The following is a 17,271-nucleotide window of genomic DNA, read 5'->3' on the forward strand; positions in this document are numbered from 1 at the left end:
CGCAATTAGCGCGCCAAAGCTACGGCGCTGACCTCTTCTGCTACTCGCTCGGTGGCGTCCGGAATAGAAGCGCCACGCGCCCGTTCCGCCATATTCACCAGCGTTTCCCGATCCCAGCTCGCCAGGGTAGAAGCCACCGCCTCTGCCGTGAACTCGGGCTGTTCGAGAATTTTCGCCGCGCCGGCTTTCTCCAGCGGCAGCGCATTCCAGTACTGCTGGCGATCCTTATGCTGGAACGGCACAAACAGCGCCGGTAATCCGGCGGCAGCGATTTCGCTAACCGTCAGCGCACCGGAACGGCAAACCACGACATCGGCCCAGGCATAGGCTGCCGCCATATCATCAATAAATTCCGTCACTTTATGCTGCGGTTGTCCCGCAGCGGCATAAGCCTGCTGCACGGTTTGCTGACCGCCTTTGCCGCTCTGATGCCAGATGGTTACCGCATCGCCGAGCTTGGCCGCCACCTGCGGCATGGTCTGGTTCAGGACGCGCGCGCCCTGAGAGCCACCCACCACCAGCACGCGAATCGGCCCCTGACGCCCAACCAGACGCTGACCCGGCAGCGGCAGAGCCAGAACGTCGGTACGTACCGGGTTCCCAACGACGTCCGCATGTGGGAAAGCGCCAGGAAACGCCTGCATCACTTTCTTCGCAATCTTCGCCAGCCACTTGTTAGTCAGGCCGGCAATACCGTTTTGTTCATGGAGGACCACCGGGATCCCCAGCGACCACGCCGCCAGACCGCCAGGCCCGGAAACATAGCCGCCCATGCCCAGCACCACGTCCGGCTGGAAACGCTTCATGATCGCCCGAGCCTGACGCCAGGCGTTGAAGATTCGTACTGGCGCTAACAGCTGCGCTTTGATCCCTTTGCCACGCAGGCCGGAGATACGGATAAAATCAATCTCGATGCCGTGTTTCGGCACTAAATCCGCTTCCATACGATCGGCGGTACCCAGCCAGCGAACCTGCCAGCCCTGGTCCATTAAATGGTGCGCGACCGCTAGTCCCGGGAACACATGCCCACCGGTACCACCCGCCATCACCATCAACCGCTTTTCCTGACCGCTCATCGAACACCCCGTGTAAACGCCTGGGCTTTTTCCAGACGCGTTTCATAATCAATTCGCAACAACAACATGATTGCCGTCGACATAATCAGCAGACTAGAGCCACCATAACTGATCAGCGGCAGCGTCAGACCTTTGGTCGGCAGCATCCCCGCCGCCGCCCCGACGTTAACTAACGCCTGGAAGCTGAACCAGATGCCAATCGCGCAGGCAAGAAAACCGGAAAAGCGATGATCGATCTCCAGCGCTTTACGGCCAATCGACATGGCGCGGAAAGCGACGAAGAATACCATTAAAAGCGCCAGTACCACACCGATATAACCGAGTTCTTCGCCGATAATGGCGAAGATGAAGTCAGTGTGCGCTTCCGGTAAATACTCCAGTTTTTGCACCGAGTTGCCGAGGCCCTGCCCCCACATCTCGCCGCGGCCGAAGGCCATCAGCGACTGAGTCAGCTGATAGCCGCTGCCGAACGGGTCTTCCCACGGGTTCCAGAAGGAGGTGACGCGGCGAATACGGTAGGGTTCGGCGAGGATCAGCAGCACCACCGCCGAGATACCCATGCCGATAATGGCGATGAATTGCCACAGCTTCGCGCCGGCGAGAAACAGCATCGCCAGCGTGGTGACGAACAGCACCACCACCGTACCGAGGTCAGGCTGCGCCAGCAGCAGGATCGCCAGCACGAAAATCACGCCCATCGGTTTTAAGAAGCCGCGCAGGTTGTTACGCACTTCATCGGCTTTACGCACCAGATAGTTGGCGATGTAGCAGAACAGCGACAGCTTGGTGAACTCCGCCGGCTGAATACGCAGCGGGCCAAGGGCTATCCAGCGCGACGCACCGTTAACCGAACTCCCCACCACCAGTACGATCAGCAACATTACAATCGAGGCGATAAGCATCGCGGTGCTGTGGCGCTGCCAGAATTCCATCGGCAGACGGAGCGTAATCATCGCCAGCGCGAAGGCCAGCACAATGTACAGGCCATCACGCTTAGCAAACAGGAACGGATCGTTCGCCAGACGCTGTCCAACCGGCATCGAGGCCGAGGTCACCATGATAAAGCCGATCGCTGCCAGGCCAAAGGTCAGCCACAGCAGCATCCGGTCATACATCACCAGACTGTCGTTATCTTTCGGGCGCGAGCCCATCACCCAGCCTTTCAGCGCGGCGAACAGCCAGGCGAAGATAAACATCCCCGGCAGTCGCGGCAGTCTCAACCGAGGCAGGCTCAGTTGCGGCATTCTCAGGCGTGGGAGAGAAAAACGCATCAACCTAACTCCTTCGCCAGACGGGCAAAAATATCGCCCCGTTGTTCAAAGTTTTTAAACTGATCCAGACTCGCACAGGCCGGCGACAGGAGAACCATATCGCCAGCTTTCACCAGAGTCGCAATCTGGCGCATCGCCTGTTCCATGGTCTCGGTTTGTACCGCCACCTCAGGACGCAGTTCGGCAAGCTCGGCGCCGTCGCGACCAAAGCAGTACAGGCGGATACGATCGCCGCCAAGATAGCGCTTCAGCGGGGTGAAATCAGCGGACTTGCCGTCGCCGCCCAGCAGAAGATACAACGTGCCATCAAGCTGCAGTCCGTTCAGCGCCGCCTCGGTACTACCGACGTTGGTTGCCTTGGAGTCGTTAATCCAGCGTACGCCGTTGTGATCCAGCACCAGCTGGAAACGATGTGCCAGACCGGTAAAAGTGGTCAATGCCTTCAGGCTACTGGCCCGCGGCAGACCCGCGGCATCCGCCAGCGCCAGCGCCGCCAGGGCGTTACTGTAATTATGCTGGCCGGTGAGAGGCATCTCTTTCACATTGAGGACTTTCTCACCTTTGACGCGCAGCCAGGTTTCGCCCTGCTGACGGTTAAGGTGGTAGTCACCAACATCCACACCAAAACTGATGCAGCGATCGTCCGCCCCGCGTACCGGCATGGTGAGCGCATCGTCTGCATTCACCACGCAGGTCTGTGCATTCTCGTAAATCCGCAGCTTCGCCGCACGATACTGCTGCAGACCCAGCGGGTAGCGGTCCATATGGTCCTCAGTCACGTTGAGGATGGTTGCTGCCACCGCCCGCAGGCTGGAGGTGGTTTCCAGCTGAAAGCTGGAGAGTTCCAGGACGTAAAGCTCGCGATCGGTGTCCAGCAGCATCAGCGCCGGCAGGCCGATATTGCCGCCCACGCCGACGTTAACCCCGGCCGCTTTCGCCATCTCGCCCACCAGCGTAGTGACGGTGCTTTTACCGTTAGAACCGGTGATGGCGATAATCGGCGCCTGCGCTTCACGGCAGAACAGTTCGATATCGCCAACGATTTCTACACCTGCATCGGCCGCCGCGCTGAGCGAAGGATGGGCCAGCGCAATTCCCGGACTGGCGACAATCAGATCCGCCGCCAGCAGCCAGGTATCATTGAGTCCGCCGACATGGCACTCGACCGATTCGGGTAATTTATCCAGGCCCGGAGGCGCGACGCGGGTATCCATCACGCGCGGGATAACGCCGCGCGCCATGAAAAAGTCCACGCAAGACAGGCCGGTCATGCCCAGCCCAATAATGACGACTTTTTTACCCTGATAATCTGCCATGATTAACGTACCTTCAGCGTCGCCAGGCCAATCAGCACCAGCATCAGCGAAATAATCCAGAAGCGCACGATAACGCGCGGTTCCGGCCAGCCTTTCAGTTCATAGTGGTGGTGAATCGGCGCCATACGGAAGATGCGCTGGCCGCGCAGCTTGAATGAGCCGACCTGCAGGATCACCGACAGGGTTTCCACGACGAAAACGCCGCCCATGATCACCAGCAGGAACTCCTGACGCAGCAGCACGGCAATAATGCCCAGCGCGCCGCCGAGCGCCAGCGAACCGACGTCGCCCATAAAGACCTGCGCCGGATAGGTGTTAAACCACAGGAACCCCAGCCCCGCGCCGACAATCGCCGTACAAACGATCACCAGCTCGCCGGCATGGCGCAGATATGGAATGTGCAGATAGTTGGCGAAGTTCATGTTGCCGGTGGCCCATGCCACCAGCGCAAAGCCCGCGGCAACGAAAACGGTCGGCATAATCGCCAGGCCGTCGAGGCCGTCGGTCAGGTTGACCGCATTGCCGGTACCGACGATAACGAAGTAAGCCAGCAGGATATAGAACAGGCCCAGCTGCGGCATCACGTCTTTAAAGAACGGCACCACCAGCTCGGTTGCTGGGGTGTCTTTCCCCGCCAGATACAGCGCGAAGGCCACGCCCAGGGCGATCACCGACATCCAGAAATACTTCCAGCGGGCAATCAGGCCTTTGGTATCTTTGCGCACGACTTTACGGTAATCGTCAACAAAGCCGATGATCCCGTAGCCGATTAATACCGTTAGTACGCACCAGACGTAGGGGTTGGACGGATAGGCCCACAGCAGAACGGACACGGTGATCGCGGTGAGGATCATGATCCCGCCCATGGTCGGCGTGCCGCGTTTGCTGAAGTGGGACTCAGGACCGTCGTTACGTACGACCTGACCAAAGGAGAGTTTTTGCAGACGGGCGATCATGCGCGGGCCCATCCACAACGAGATGAACAGCGCGGTCAGCAGGCTGACAATGGCGCGAAACGTCAGATAGGAAAAGACGTTAAAGCCGGAATAATATTTGACCAAATGTTCGGCCAGCCATACTAACATGTCCCAGTCTCCTGTAATGCGCGTACTACCTCTTCCATGGCGGCACTACGTGAACCCTTCACTAAAATGGTCATTATCTTATGCTCCGCCAGCAGCTCGCGCAGGCGAGCCACCACGGCGGCTTTATCGTTAAAATGTTCGCCCACGCCGCTGGCGCGGCTGATATCCGCACTCAAAGTGCCGACGCTGAGGACACAATCCAGACCCGCGGCTTTCGCCGCTTCGCCGACTTCGCGATGACAGGCCGCGCTTTCCGCGCCAAGCTCCGCCATATCGCCGACGACCATCGTCCGGAAGCCGGGCATCTCTGACAGCACCTGCACCGCTGCGGTCATCGAACCGACGTTAGCGTTATAGGAGTCATCCAGCAGCAGCTGGCTCTCATTAAGCTGGATCGGAAACAGACGTCCCGGAACGGCCTGCAGCTGCGCCAGCCCGGCTTTTACCGCCGCCAGATCGGCGCCTACCGCCATCGCCAGCGAGGTCGCCGCCAGCGCGTTAGCGATGTTGTGACGACCCGGTAGCGGCAGCAGCACGTCAACGTTGCCGGTTGGCGTCTGCAGCGTAAACTCGGTGCCGCGGCTGGTGATCTGCACGTTGGTTGCCGTGAAATCGCTGTTGGCCGCGTTCGGCGAGAAGCGCCACACTTTGCGATCGCCAATCACCGCCTGCCAGTTCAGCCAGTCGTTATTGTCGGCATTGAGAATAGCGATGCCATTTTCCGGCAGACCGGTATAGATTTCGCCCTTGGCCTTCGCCACGCCTGCCAGCGAGCCGAAGCCTTCGAGGTGCGCGGCAGCAAGGTTGTTAACCAGCGCCGCTTCCGGATGCGTCAGACTGACGGTCCAGGCGATTTCGCCCTGGTGGTTGGCGCCAAGTTCAATCACCGCGTACTGATGCTCTTTGGTCAGACGCAGCAGGGTCATCGGTACGCCGATATCGTTGTTCAGGTTGCCGGCGGTATACAGCGTGTTGCCGCACTGGCTGAGGATCGCCGCGGTCATCTCTTTGACCGAGGTTTTGCCCGACGAGCCGGTCAGGGCGACGACGCGGGTCGGTACCTGCTGACGCACCCAGGCGGCTAACTCACCGAAAGCCTGCCGGGTATCTTTCACGATCACCTGAGGGAGATCGCAGGCCAATGGGCGGCTAACCAGCAGCGCGCCGGCGCCAGCGGCTTTCGCCTGTTCGGCAAAATCATGGGCATCGAAACGCTCGCCTTTCAGCGCCACAAACAGGCAGCCCGCCGTCACTTTACGGGTATCGGAGGTCACCTCGTCGATAGCGATATCGCTACCCTGCAGTTCGCCATGGGTGATAGCGGCGAGCTGGCTTAACGTAAAGCGAATCATGCTACCGCTCCCAGCAGACGCGCGACGGTCACGCGGTCGGAATAATCCAGACGACGGTTACCGACGATCTGGTAATCTTCATGGCCTTTACCCGCTACCAGCACAACGTCGTTCGCTTTCGCCTGCATGACGGCATTAGTCACTGCTTCCGCGCGGCCTTCCATCACCTTCGCATGACCCGCATCGAGCATGCCGGCCAGAATATCGTTGATAATCGCCCGCGGCTCTTCGGTGCGCGGGTTATCATCGGTCACCACGACGATATCGGCGAACTCTTCCGCAATCGCCCCCATCAGCGGACGCTTGCCTTTATCACGGTCGCCGCCGCAGCCGAAAACGCACCACAGCTTGCCGCTGCAGTGCAGACGCGCAGCCTGCAGCGCTTTTTCCAGCGCATCAGGCGTATGGGCATAATCCACCACCACGGCCGGTTTACCCGGCGCACTGAACACTTCCATACGGCCGCACACCGGCTGTAAACGCGCGGCGGTTTTCAGCAGATCCGCCAGCGGATAGCCCAGCGCCAGCAGCGTGGCCAGCGCCAGCAGCAGGTTGCTGACGTTAAAGGCACCCATCAGACGGCTTTCGATTTCACCCTGACCCCAGCTGGAGTCAAACTGGATAGTGGCGCCGCTGTCGTGATAATTGACCGCGGTCGTCTTCAGCCAGCGGCCGTGGCAGTTCGGATTGATGTGATCTTCCATCGATACCGCCACCGCATCCGGTAACTTCGCCAGCCAGCGACGGCCGACTTCATCGTCCGCGTTGACGATAGCCTGGCCGCTATGGTGGGTGGAGTACAGCAGCCATTTCGCCGCTTCGTAGTGTTCCATGTCGCCATGGTAGTCCAGGTGATCCCGGCTCAGGTTAGTAAACACCGAGGCGGCAAACTGCAGTGCCGCCACGCGGTGCTGCACCAGACCGTGGGATGAGACTTCCATCGCGCCGAAGGTAGCCCCTTGCTCGACCAGACTGGAGAGCACATGCTGAACGTCTACCGCAGAACCGGTGGTGTTTTCGGTCGGCACGACTTTATCCAGCAGGCCGTTGCCCACGGTCCCCATCACCGCGCTGGTTTCGCCCAGCAGCTTCGCCCACTGCGCCAGCAGTTGGGTGGTAGTGGTTTTCCCGTTGGTTCCGGTTACGCCAACCAGACGCAGCTGCTGCGACGGCTGATGATAAAAACGCCCGGCCAGGGCCGACAAACGTTCGTTAAGCTGGCTCAGGAAGATAACCGGTACGCCGTGCATTTCACGGATTTCACCGTCTTCGGCCTCACCCTGTGCTTCAGCAATAATGGCAGCCACACCTTGCGCTATCGCCTGCGGGATATAACGACGCCCGTCCGCCTGATGACCCTGTACCGCGATAAAGAGATCGCCGGAAGCAGCCACCCGGCTGTCCAGCGTCATCTCTCGCAGAATGCGCTCCGGTGCGTTTGGCACCCACGGAGCGAGTAGGTCGCGCAAATTACGATCTGCCACCTGTTCCCTCGCCTTGATTAATTACAAATTCACTTTTTTCGCCCGTTGCCAGCGCATCCGGTTCGATGTTCATGGTGCGCAATACGCCGCCCATGATGGCACCGAAGACCGGCGCGGAAACGGCGCCACCGTAGTATTTACCTGCCTGCGGGTCGTTGATCACCACCACCAGCGCGAAGCGCGGATGGCTGGCGGGCGCAACGCCTGCGGTGTAAGCAATATATTTGTTGATATAGCGGCCATCCGGCCCCACTTTTTTCGCCGTACCGGTTTTAATCGCGATGCGATAGCCTTTGATCGCCGCTTTCACGCCGCCGCCGCCGGGCAGCGCCACGCTTTCCATCATATGGACGACGGTACGAACGAGTGATTCCGGGAAGACGCGCTCGCCCGGAACCGGTGGATCAACCTTGGTAATCGACAGCGGACGATAGATGCCGTAACTGCCAATCGTTGCGTAGACTCGCGCTAACTGTAACGGGGTTACCATTAGCCCGTAGCCGAAAGAAAAGGTGGCCCTCTCTATGTCAGACCACCGTTGTTTTTGAGGATATAAGCCACTGCGTTCTCCGACCAACCCCAAATTGGTCGCCTTTCCAAGCCCAAAACGTGAGTAAGTATCTACTAACGCTGAGGACGGCATCGCTAACGCCAGCTTAGAAACACCGACGTTACTCGACTTCTGCAGCACCCCGGTCAGGGTCAATTCGCTATAGCGTGCCACGTCTTTGATTTCGTGGCCGTTAATTCGATAAGGGACTGTGTTGAGTACGGTATTCTCATTGACGATACCGCGCTGCAGCGCGGTCATCACCACCATCGGTTTGACCGTTGAACCCGGTTCGAACACATCGGTGATGGCGCGGTTACGCATGGTGTCTTTTGCCGTACCAGCAAAGTTATTCGGGTTATAAGATGGGCTATTGGCCATAGCCAGCACTTCACCGGTGTTAACGTCTACTAACACGGCGCTGCCCGACTCGGCTTTGTTAAAGGCCACGGCGTTGTTCAGCTCGCGATAGACCAGCGCCTGCAGGCGTTCGTCGATACTCAGCGCCAGATTGTGCGCCGCCTGGCTGTCGGTAGAAGAGATGTCTTCAATCACCCGGCCATAGCGGTCTTTACGCACGATACGTTCGCCCGGCTGACCGGTGAGCCATTTATCAAAGCTTTTTTCGACCCCTTCAATCCCCTGGCTATCAACGTTGGTGAAGCCAATGAGGTGAGCGGTTACTTCGCCTGAAGGATAGTAACGGCGAGACTCTTCGCGCAGATGAATCCCCGGCAGCTTCAGTTTTTTGATGTAGTCGGCCATATCAGGGTTAACCTGACGTGCCAGATAGATAAAACGCATCCGCGGATTGGTATTGATGCGCGTTGCCAGCTGATCCAGCGGCATATTGAGGGCATCCGCCAGCGCCTTCCAGCGCGTATCCAGGGTGACGCCGCCGGCGTCGTGGAGTTCCTTCGGATCGGCCCAGATAGCTTTCACCGGCACGCTGACCGCCAGCGGCCGTCCGGAACGGTCGGTAATCATCCCGCGCGCGGTCGATACCTCCTGCACGCGCAGCGAGCGCATATCGCCCTGACGCACCAGCATATCCGGGCTAACCACCTGCAACCAGGCGACGCGCCCGAGCAGAAAAGCCAGCGCCAGCAGAATGCAGCCGCACAGCAACGCAAAACGCCAACTGATAAAGTTGGCCTGTTCTTCCTGACGTTTTGCTTTTGGCGTTTTTGGCGCTGCTTTCATCCGTCGCAATAATCCTTATTTCTGTACAACGATATTTTCTTGTGATGGATCGACATGTTGCATCTGCAACTTCTCGGTCGCGATCCGCTCAACCCGGCTGTGATCGCCGAGCGCGTTCTCTTCGAGGATCAGGTTGCGCCACTCAATGTCCAAAGCATCGCGTTCCAGAACCAGCTGTTCACGCTGCGCGGTCAACAGGCGCGTGTGATGCGCGGTGGTGACCACAGTAATCGCCGTAATAATGATGCAAATGAACAGGCAGAGTGGCAGCTTCCCAAACCGCAGGAGGTCGTCACCGATCACGCCAGGCAAAGCATGGCGCTCGTTGCTTCCTATCGACCCTTTAACCTTGCTTAAGGCCTCTGTCACTCTGCCGATCATGCGTTCGTCCTCTCTGCAATACGCAGCACTGAACTACGGGCACGTGGATTCTCTGCCACCTCTTCTTCGCCCGGCATCAACTTGCCTAGTGCTCGCAGCTCACGGCCGCCCAGTTTTTTGAGCTGCGCTTCGGTCATCGGTATTCCTGCCGGAACCTGCGGACCGCGACTTTGCTCACGCATAAAGCGTTTCACAATGCGATCTTCCAGCGAATGAAAACTAATGATCGACAGCCGCCCACCCGGGGCCAGCACGCTGAGCGAGCTTTTTAGCGCCTGCTCTATCTCCTCCAGTTCACTGTTTACCCAAATGCGCACCGCCTGGAAGGTACGGGTCGCGGGATGTTTGTGCTTATCTTTTACCGGCATCGCAGCGGCGATGACCTCCGCCAGCTCTTTGGTACGGGTCATCGGTTCAATCCGATTACGTTCAACGATCGCCCGGGCGATACGCTTACCGAAACGCTCTTCGCCAAAGGTTTTGATTACCCAGGCGATATCGGCTTCTTCAGCCGTCTGCAGCCATTCGGCCGCGGACTGACCGCGCGTTGGATCCATGCGCATATCCAGCGGCCCGTCACGCATAAAGGAAAAGCCGCGCTCCGCGTCATCAAGCTGCGGGGAGGAGACGCCGAGATCGAGCAAAATGCCGTCGATTTTGCCGGTAAGATTGCGCTCGGCGACATAGTCTGCGAGCTGTGAAAAGGGACCATGCACGATGGAAAAGCGGGGATCATCGATGGTTTGCGCGACGGCAATGGCCTGCGGATCGCGATCAATTGCCAGCAGGCGTCCTTCCGCCCCCAGTTGGGAGAGGATCAGGCGCGAGTGGCCACCGCGACCAAAAGTACCATCAATATAGATACCGTCTGGACGAATATTGAGGCCATTCACGGCTTCATCCAGAAGTACCGTAGTGTGTTTAAAATTTTCCATCATTTTTATAAGGACAAATCCTGCAGGCGCTCCGACAGTTCACCGGTCGCGGACTGCTCAGCGTCGATATCTTCCTTGACCCGTTGATACCAGGTCGTTTCGTCCCACAGTTCAAATTTATTAAACTGCCCGACCAGCATCACTTCTTTTGTCAGCCCGGCATGTTGCCGTAACACCGGCGCAATCAATAAGCGACCGGCATTATCCATCTGACATTCGCTGGCATGACCCAGAAGCAGACGCTGCACGCGCCGCTCAACGGGATTCATGCTCGATAAACGCGACAATTTCTGCTCGATGACTTCCCATTCAGGCAATGGATAAAGCAGCAGGCACGGGTGATGAATGTCAATGGTGCATACCAATTGACCGGCAGCGTCCTCGATCAGCCCATCGCGATAGCGCGTTGGCACGGCCAGGCGGCCTTTGCTGTCGAGATTGACTAACGTTGCTCCACGGAACATGCCAGCCTCACCCCTTTTCGCCACTTTACCCCACAAATTCCCACCAGAAGGAGTTTACGGAGCGGAGGAAAAGCTTGTCAAGCCAGCACGGATGCCAACGGAGCTCAAAAACCCATTATTTACAGCCGACATTAGCCCTGATGAAAAAATCATCAACAGGCGAGGCAAATTAACGTTATGAATACGTGTAAGAAAATAACCAACAAACTCGTAACAGTTATAAACAGCAAAATATCTTCGGCGGGAAAATATAAAGTGTCAGTTTGCGACGCGAGCGGCATTTTAGGCCATTATGCCGGCCGTTAACAGTACCTGTTGCTGGCTGAAGGGCCGACCAGATGCGGGATAAGGTGAGAGAGCGGAACCGGCGTGAACAAAATGAGTGTTAATTCAGCAATTAACCCGGTGAATGTAACAAAATAATACAATTAAAGGCCGGATAAACATTTTCCAGGCGCTGTTTTGCCTGACAAAACGTTTGCTCAGGAATAAACAAAATAACGCGTAAAAAAGTTTAGGGATTTGTCTGAAATATATTCAGTTTTGCTTTTTTGACATCCGTTGCCTGATTTATCGCCAAAGGCCTGCCTTGTGGCAGGCCTGCCAGGAATAATCCTGGTCGCTGGCGATCTTTTGCCGTTAACGGCGATTCAGGCTGCCGCGGCGATAGAGATTACGGCGAATACGGCTGAGGCCCGGCTTCGGCTTGCGCGGTTCATCAAGGCTGGCGAGGACGATCTCCAGCACTCGTTCAGCCACATCGCGGTGACGCTGCGCCACGGCCAGTACCGGACACTGCAGGAAATCGAGGAGTTCGTTATCACCAAAGGTGGCGATTGCCAACTCGGAAGGCAGCTTGCCCTCGCGGCGCAAGGTCACATCCATCACGCCCTGCAGCAGTGGGAAAGAGGTGGTAAACAGCGCCTGTGGCATCGGATGCGTTTCCAGCCATTTCTCAAATAACTGGGCCGCCGCTTCACGCTCATAGCTGTTGGCATAGAGATAGTGTACCTCGCGCGGATCGTCCTGCCAGGCTTTGCGGAAGCCCTGTTCGCGCAGGAAGCTCACCGACAGCTCCGGCAACGCCCCGAGATAAAGCACCGTTTCGCCCGGGAAAGTCCGCAACTCAGCAGCGAGCATCTCAGCGTCATCCTGGTCAGCGCCTACCACGCTGGTGAAGTGCTCGCGATCAAGGGCGCGGTCGAGGGCGACGATCGGAAATGGGTCGTTGGCCCAGCGCTGATAGAAAGGATGCTCCGGCGGCAGCGAGGTGGAGACGATAATCGCGTCAACCTGACGCTGCAGCAGGTGCTCAATGCAGCGCATTTCGTTATCAGGTTGATCCTCTGAACAGGCTATCAGCAGCTGATAGCCGCGCTGGCGTGCCTGACGTTCCAGATAATTTGCAATACGGGTATAGCTGGTGTTTTCCAGATCCGGAATCACCAGGCCGATAGAGCGTGTGCGTCCTGCACGCAGGCCAGCAGCGACCGCATTCGGATGATAGTTGTGCTCTCGCACCACAGCCATCACCTTCTCGACCGTTTTGTCGCTTACACGGTACTGCTTCGCTTTGCCATTAATCACATAGCTCGCGGTGGTTCTTGAAACACCGGCCAGCCGGGCGATTTCATCCAGTTTCACAATTGCCCCTTGGGTAAGAAGTGCCAAACATAACCATTATTCAGGTAAGGAACCCTTTTTATAACATCTAAACGCAGAATAGTTAGTGCAGCAACCGCTTTCGCTTACAGTTCCTACTGATTTCGCAAAAAAAATAGCCCGACAGTCGCTGTCGGGCTATTTTTACATCAGTTCCCGCTCATTAGCGCATGATTTTATCACCGCGAGACAGGCCAACCACGCCGGAGCGAGCCACTTCCACGATCCGAGCGACATCGCGCAGCGAAGCGAGAAAAGCATCAAGCTTATCGCTGGTACCGGCGAGCTGCACGGTATAGATAGCAGGCGTCACGTCAATAATCTGACCACGAAAGATTTCCGTGTTGCGCTTCACTTCTTCTCGGCCATAGCCGCTGGCCTGAACCTTCACCAGCATGATTTCGCGCTCAACATGAGCCCCCTGCCCCAGCTCACTAACCCGCAGGACATCCACCAGCTTGTGCAGCTGTTTTTCGATCTGCTCGATCGCTTTTTCATCGCCCACAGTCTGGATGGTCATCCTGGAGAGAGTGGGGTCGTCCGTCGGCGCGACAGTCAGGCTTTCTATATTATAGCCGCGCTGGGAAAAGAGGCCGATAACGCGGGACAAAGCGCCCGATTCGTTTTCCAGTAATACCGATAATATCCGGCGCATAATCAGGTCCTCTCCGTTTTGCTCAACCACATCTCATCCATGCTGCCGCCGCGGATCTGCATGGGGTACACATGCTCACTGCCGTCGACGGTGACATCGACAAACACCAGCCGGCGCTGGCGCACCTGCTCCAGCGCTTCAGCCAGCTTCGGCTCCAGCTCCTGCGGCTCGCTGATGCGGATCCCGACGTGACCATAGGCTTCCGCCAGACGGACAAAGTCCGGTAGCGATTCCATATAGGACTGTGAGTGACGCCCGGAATAAAGCATATCCTGCCACTGCTTCACCATTCCGAGATAACGGTTGTTGAGGTTAAGCACCAGTACCGGCAGTTCGTACTGCAGCGCAGTAGAGAGTTCCTGAATGTTCATCTGGATACTGCCGTCGCCGGTGACGCAGACCACCATTTCGTCCGGCAGGGCCATTTTGACCCCCAGCGCAGCCGGTAAGCCGAAGCCCATGGTGCCGAGACCGCCGGAGTTAATCCAGCGCCGCGGTTTGTCAAAAGGATAATAGAGTGCAGCGAACATCTGATGCTGACCTACATCGGAAGTGACGTAGGCATCACCATGCGTCAGACGCCAGATCGTTTCAATGACCGCCTGCGGCTTGATCTTATCGCTCTGCTCGTCGTAACGCAGACAATGGCGGGCGCGCCATTGCTCAATCTGCTGCCACCAGTCACGAATGTCATCCAGCGGCTGCTGCGCCTCTTCCTGCTCTAACAGCTCCAGCATCTGCTCCAGCACCAGGCGTGCATCGCCGACGATCGGCACATCCGCCGGTACCGTTTTCGAGATTGAGGTCGGATCGATATCAATATGCAGTACCGTCGCGTTCGGACAGTACTTGGCCAGATTATTGGTTGTCCTATCGTCGAAACGCACACCAACGGCGAAAATGACGTCTGAATGGTGCATCGTCATGTTGGCTTCATAGGTACCATGCATCCCCAACATCCCCAGCGCTTGCGCATGCGTCGCCGGGAAAGCGCCGAGTCCCATCAGGGACGAGGCTACCGGTAGCTTCAGCTTTTCCACCAGCTCGCGCAGCTGAGGTTCGCAATGCGCATTGATCGCCCCGCCGCCGACATAAACGACCGGTTTTTTCGCCGCCACCAGGGTCTGCAGGGCACGTTTAATCTGTCCTTTATGACCGCTGGTCGTCGGATTATACGAACGCATACTGACCGAATCTGGCCAGGCGTACGGCAACTTTTTCGCCGGATTGAGAATATCTTTCGGCAGATCGACCACTACCGGCCCGGGACGACCGCTGGCCGCCAGCCAGAAAGCTTTCTTCAGTACGCCCGGAATATCTTCAGTCTGCTTCACCAGAAAACTGTGTTTTACCACCGGCCGGGAAATACCGACCATATCGCACTCCTGGAAAGCATCGTAGCCGATAAGCGATGTCGCCACCTGCCCGGAGAGGATCACCAGTGGGATGGAGTCCATATAAGCCGTCGCGATACCAGTGATCGCGTTCGTCGCCCCCGGGCCTGAGGTGACCAGCACCACGCCGACCTCTCCAGTCGCCCGTGCCAGACCATCCGCCATATGCACTGCGGCCTGCTCATGACGAACCAGCACATGATCGATACCGCCAAGGGTATGTAACGCATCATAGATATCGAGGACCGCGCCTCCGGGATAGCCGAATACTTGCTTGACGCCCTGATCGACAAGCGATTGGACGACCATCTCGGCTCCTGACAACATCTCCATGGTTTGCCTCCAGGCTTATTGTTTTACGACAGCGGAATTCAATTTCCGCGCGCTCGCACGATGCGAAGGAAAACCCTCCGCACTGAGGTGAATGGACTGCCTGCCACTACCATAACTGCTCGCCAGCGGGCAGGCAATTCGCCACCAGGCTAGCTTTCCTTGCGTAATAAGAAGAAAAGAAAGCGGAGAGATGAAAATATGGTGGAATGCTTCAGAGATAAGAAAAGGGAATAGTAAATACTCGGGGAAAAGGCGCGTTTACAGGAATTGATCCATTTTTCATGCACGCGTCAAGCCATGCCGACAACGTGAACAGAATAAAATTCTGCATTATCGAATTTTAATCATATAAAAAAAAAGGAGCCGAAGCTCCTTTCACCCCTGCGCCATGACTTAGCGCTTACAAATATCCACCAGCAGCTCTTCCATCCATTGGTGGCCTTTATCACGACCGGCGGCTTCATGCCAGGAGAGATAGCAGGTCCGGCTGTTAACCTTCAACGGCAACGGTAATATTTGCAGTGCTAATTGGTCGGCATACTCATTAGCCAGCCAGCGCGGTGCAATGGCAACCATCTGCGTTTGTGATACCACGTTTAATACGCTGACCATGGCATTTCCCTGATAGGCGATTCGCGCCTGTTTGTCGGCAGTGTCATACCACGGCTGGCTGAATGATGCATACCGGTCGAGAGCGACAGCAGCATGCTCTTCCTGGTAAATATCAGCCTCCATGACCGGCCCGGAAATACGAGGATGGTGGTGACTGGCAACCAAAACCATTTCATCTTTGAATAACGGCACGCAGGCAAACTCAGGGCGTCGGAACTCCTCATAGCTAATGACAAATTCCGTTTCCTGATAACGTAACTGATGTTCTGTATTTTGATTCAGCGCGGATTTAAAGACCAAATGAATATTGGGTGCGATCTCAGCGACTTTATTAAAAATGACCGATGTCAGGATGTTATCCAGCGGACTGCATACGCATAGATGGAAAACGCGCTCACTGCTCAGCGGTTCAAAACCGGATCCCGGCAGTTCGTTTTGCACCAGCTGCAGCGCCTGACGAACCGAACCAAACAGCTGATAGGCCCGCGCTGTTGGCTGGATGCCGCGGCCATAGCGCACAAACAGTTCGTCATTAAACATCACCTTCAGGCGCGATACGGCATTGCTCACTGCGGGCTGCGACATGCCGAGTGCATGGGCCGCACGGGTAATATTCTGCTCTTGCATAACCGCATCAAAAACGGTGAGCAGATTGAGATCAACCATCCGTAGTTGAGGTTTAACGACTTCCTGTCCGGGGGCTGTTTTATATTCTGGACTTTCAATTAACATATCTAACTCCGCCGTCACGATGAATTCCCTTTACTAAATCACTATAATTAGCGTCAAAAATATCATTTATCATGTAAATGACATTTGCAAAATAGCAAAGGAGATTTTTAGGAATATATCAAGGCTATGAGTGGCAGTGAAAAAAGGTACTTACGGGAAAAATAAACCACTTAAACCATACCAATTACTTAATGATGATGAGTGTAACCATAAACCACAAAAATAAAAACAGCACCGACAGTTAAGTGTAATTTAAGCATTAATAAAGCATTTTATTTTTAATACCATAAAATTAACAAGCCATTATCATTGAAAAATATTCCGTTAGCGCTCGAATACATTCACATGAAAAATAAATTTAATATTTTCATTCAGATAGCGCTTTCTTGCCGTCTCGAGCACCGCTCCCGATTGACGACATGTTGAATGCAAAGCATTTTTTCAAATGAAACAAATGCGGGCCTCGCCGCGCGAGTCCAAAAAAGGATCTTCGGCAAAACAGGTACTGTATCAGCACATTTTGCTAATTCCGTCAGTCAGTGCAAACCGCTTTTTCCGCGTCAGGGGTTGACTTTAAAACGGCTATCCAGTAACTCTAAAAGCATAACGATTTCATCTGGAGTTTGACGCAATGATTCGCACCACTCGTATCACCAGCCTACTACTACTAAACGCATGCCATTTGCGCGGTAGGCTGTTGGGCGACGTTCAGCGTTAAGTCATCTTCCAGCAAGACTATAAAACCCGCGCCTTGGCGCGGGTTTTT

15 protein-coding genes are annotated in these 17,271 nt (G+C 56.1%); 1 reads left to right on the forward strand and 14 read right to left on the reverse strand.

Features of this window, described 5'->3' with window-relative positions; genetic code table 11:
* Positions 1–5: 5 nt before the first annotated feature.
* The 14 genes from murG to leuO form a co-directional block, all read right to left on the reverse strand.
* Positions 6–1,076: an undecaprenyldiphospho-muramoylpentapeptide beta-N-acetylglucosaminyltransferase gene (murG, locus tag B8P98_RS23265; RefSeq protein ID WP_025710998.1), complete on the reverse strand. Its 1,071-nt coding sequence runs from the start codon at positions 1,074–1,076 to the stop codon at positions 6–8.
* Complete coding sequence (gene ftsW, locus B8P98_RS23270) at positions 1,073–2,347, reverse strand: cell division protein FtsW (protein WP_025710999.1); 1,275 nt, start codon at positions 2,345–2,347, stop codon at positions 1,073–1,075. Before ftsW ends, murG begins: the two co-directional genes overlap by 4 nt.
* Positions 2,347–3,663: a UDP-N-acetylmuramoyl-L-alanine--D-glutamate ligase gene (gene murD, locus B8P98_RS23275; RefSeq protein WP_025711000.1), complete on the reverse strand. Its 1,317-nt coding sequence runs from the start codon at positions 3,661–3,663 to the stop codon at positions 2,347–2,349. Before murD ends, ftsW begins: the two co-directional genes overlap by 1 nt.
* A gap of 2 nt (positions 3,664–3,665) precedes the next feature.
* Positions 3,666–4,748: a phospho-N-acetylmuramoyl-pentapeptide-transferase gene (gene mraY, locus B8P98_RS23280; RefSeq protein WP_004204335.1), complete on the reverse strand. Its 1,083-nt coding sequence runs from the start codon at positions 4,746–4,748 to the stop codon at positions 3,666–3,668.
* The gene (murF, locus tag B8P98_RS23285) at positions 4,742–6,100 is read right to left on the reverse strand and encodes a UDP-N-acetylmuramoyl-tripeptide--D-alanyl-D-alanine ligase (RefSeq protein ID WP_025711001.1); all 1,359 of its coding nucleotides are present in this window, start codon (positions 6,098–6,100) and stop codon (positions 4,742–4,744) included. Before murF ends, mraY begins: the two co-directional genes overlap by 7 nt.
* On the reverse strand, positions 6,097–7,584 hold the full coding sequence (murE, locus tag B8P98_RS23290) for a UDP-N-acetylmuramoyl-L-alanyl-D-glutamate--2,6-diaminopimelate ligase (RefSeq protein WP_042929047.1): 1,488 nt from the start codon (positions 7,582–7,584) through the stop codon (positions 6,097–6,099). Before murE ends, murF begins: the two co-directional genes overlap by 4 nt.
* Positions 7,571–9,337, reverse strand: coding sequence for a peptidoglycan glycosyltransferase FtsI (locus B8P98_RS23295; RefSeq protein WP_004204330.1), 1,767 nt, complete (start codon positions 9,335–9,337; stop codon positions 7,571–7,573). Before B8P98_RS23295 ends, murE begins: the two co-directional genes overlap by 14 nt.
* A 15-nt stretch (positions 9,338–9,352) precedes the next feature.
* A complete protein-coding gene (ftsL, locus tag B8P98_RS23300) occupies positions 9,353–9,718 on the reverse strand; it encodes a cell division protein FtsL (RefSeq protein WP_002888550.1) in 366 nt (121 codons plus the stop codon).
* Positions 9,715–10,656 carry a 16S rRNA (cytosine(1402)-N(4))-methyltransferase RsmH gene (gene rsmH / locus B8P98_RS23305; RefSeq protein WP_025711004.1) on the reverse strand — a complete coding sequence of 314 codons (942 nt, stop codon included), beginning with the start codon at positions 10,654–10,656 and terminating at the stop codon, positions 9,715–9,717. The genes ftsL and rsmH overlap by 4 nt, the downstream gene beginning before the upstream one ends.
* Before the next feature lie 2 nt (positions 10,657–10,658).
* Complete coding sequence (gene mraZ / locus B8P98_RS23310; protein ID WP_004204327.1) at positions 10,659–11,117, reverse strand: division/cell wall cluster transcriptional repressor MraZ; 459 nt, start codon at positions 11,115–11,117, stop codon at positions 10,659–10,661.
* 639 nt (positions 11,118–11,756) lie between these two features.
* On the reverse strand, positions 11,757–12,761 hold the full coding sequence (gene cra / locus B8P98_RS23320) for a catabolite repressor/activator (RefSeq protein WP_004145952.1): 1,005 nt from the start codon (positions 12,759–12,761) through the stop codon (positions 11,757–11,759).
* A 181-nt stretch (positions 12,762–12,942) separates the two neighbouring features.
* The gene (ilvN, locus tag B8P98_RS23325; protein ID WP_025711006.1) at positions 12,943–13,434 is read right to left on the reverse strand and encodes an acetolactate synthase small subunit; all 492 of its coding nucleotides are present in this window, start codon (positions 13,432–13,434) and stop codon (positions 12,943–12,945) included.
* A gap of 2 nt (positions 13,435–13,436) precedes the next feature.
* Positions 13,437–15,161 (reverse strand): acetolactate synthase 3 large subunit, encoded by a 1,725-nt coding sequence (gene ilvI, locus B8P98_RS23330; protein ID WP_025711007.1) that lies wholly within the window; start codon positions 15,159–15,161, stop codon positions 13,437–13,439.
* Positions 15,162–15,554: 393 nt separating this feature from the next.
* Positions 15,555–16,523 (reverse strand): transcriptional regulator LeuO, encoded by a 969-nt coding sequence (leuO, locus tag B8P98_RS23335; protein ID WP_087805032.1) that lies wholly within the window; start codon positions 16,521–16,523, stop codon positions 15,555–15,557.
* Positions 16,524–17,136: 613 nt separating this feature from the next.
* Here leuO and leuL point away from each other — a divergent pair.
* Positions 17,137–17,223 (forward strand): leu operon leader peptide, encoded by an 87-nt coding sequence (leuL, locus tag B8P98_RS23340; protein ID WP_017901192.1) that lies wholly within the window; start codon positions 17,137–17,139, stop codon positions 17,221–17,223.
* Positions 17,224–17,271 lie beyond the last annotated feature (48 nt).

It is taken from the genome of Klebsiella quasivariicola (assembly GCF_002269255.1).
Classification (GTDB): domain Bacteria; phylum Pseudomonadota; class Gammaproteobacteria; order Enterobacterales; family Enterobacteriaceae; genus Klebsiella; species Klebsiella quasivariicola.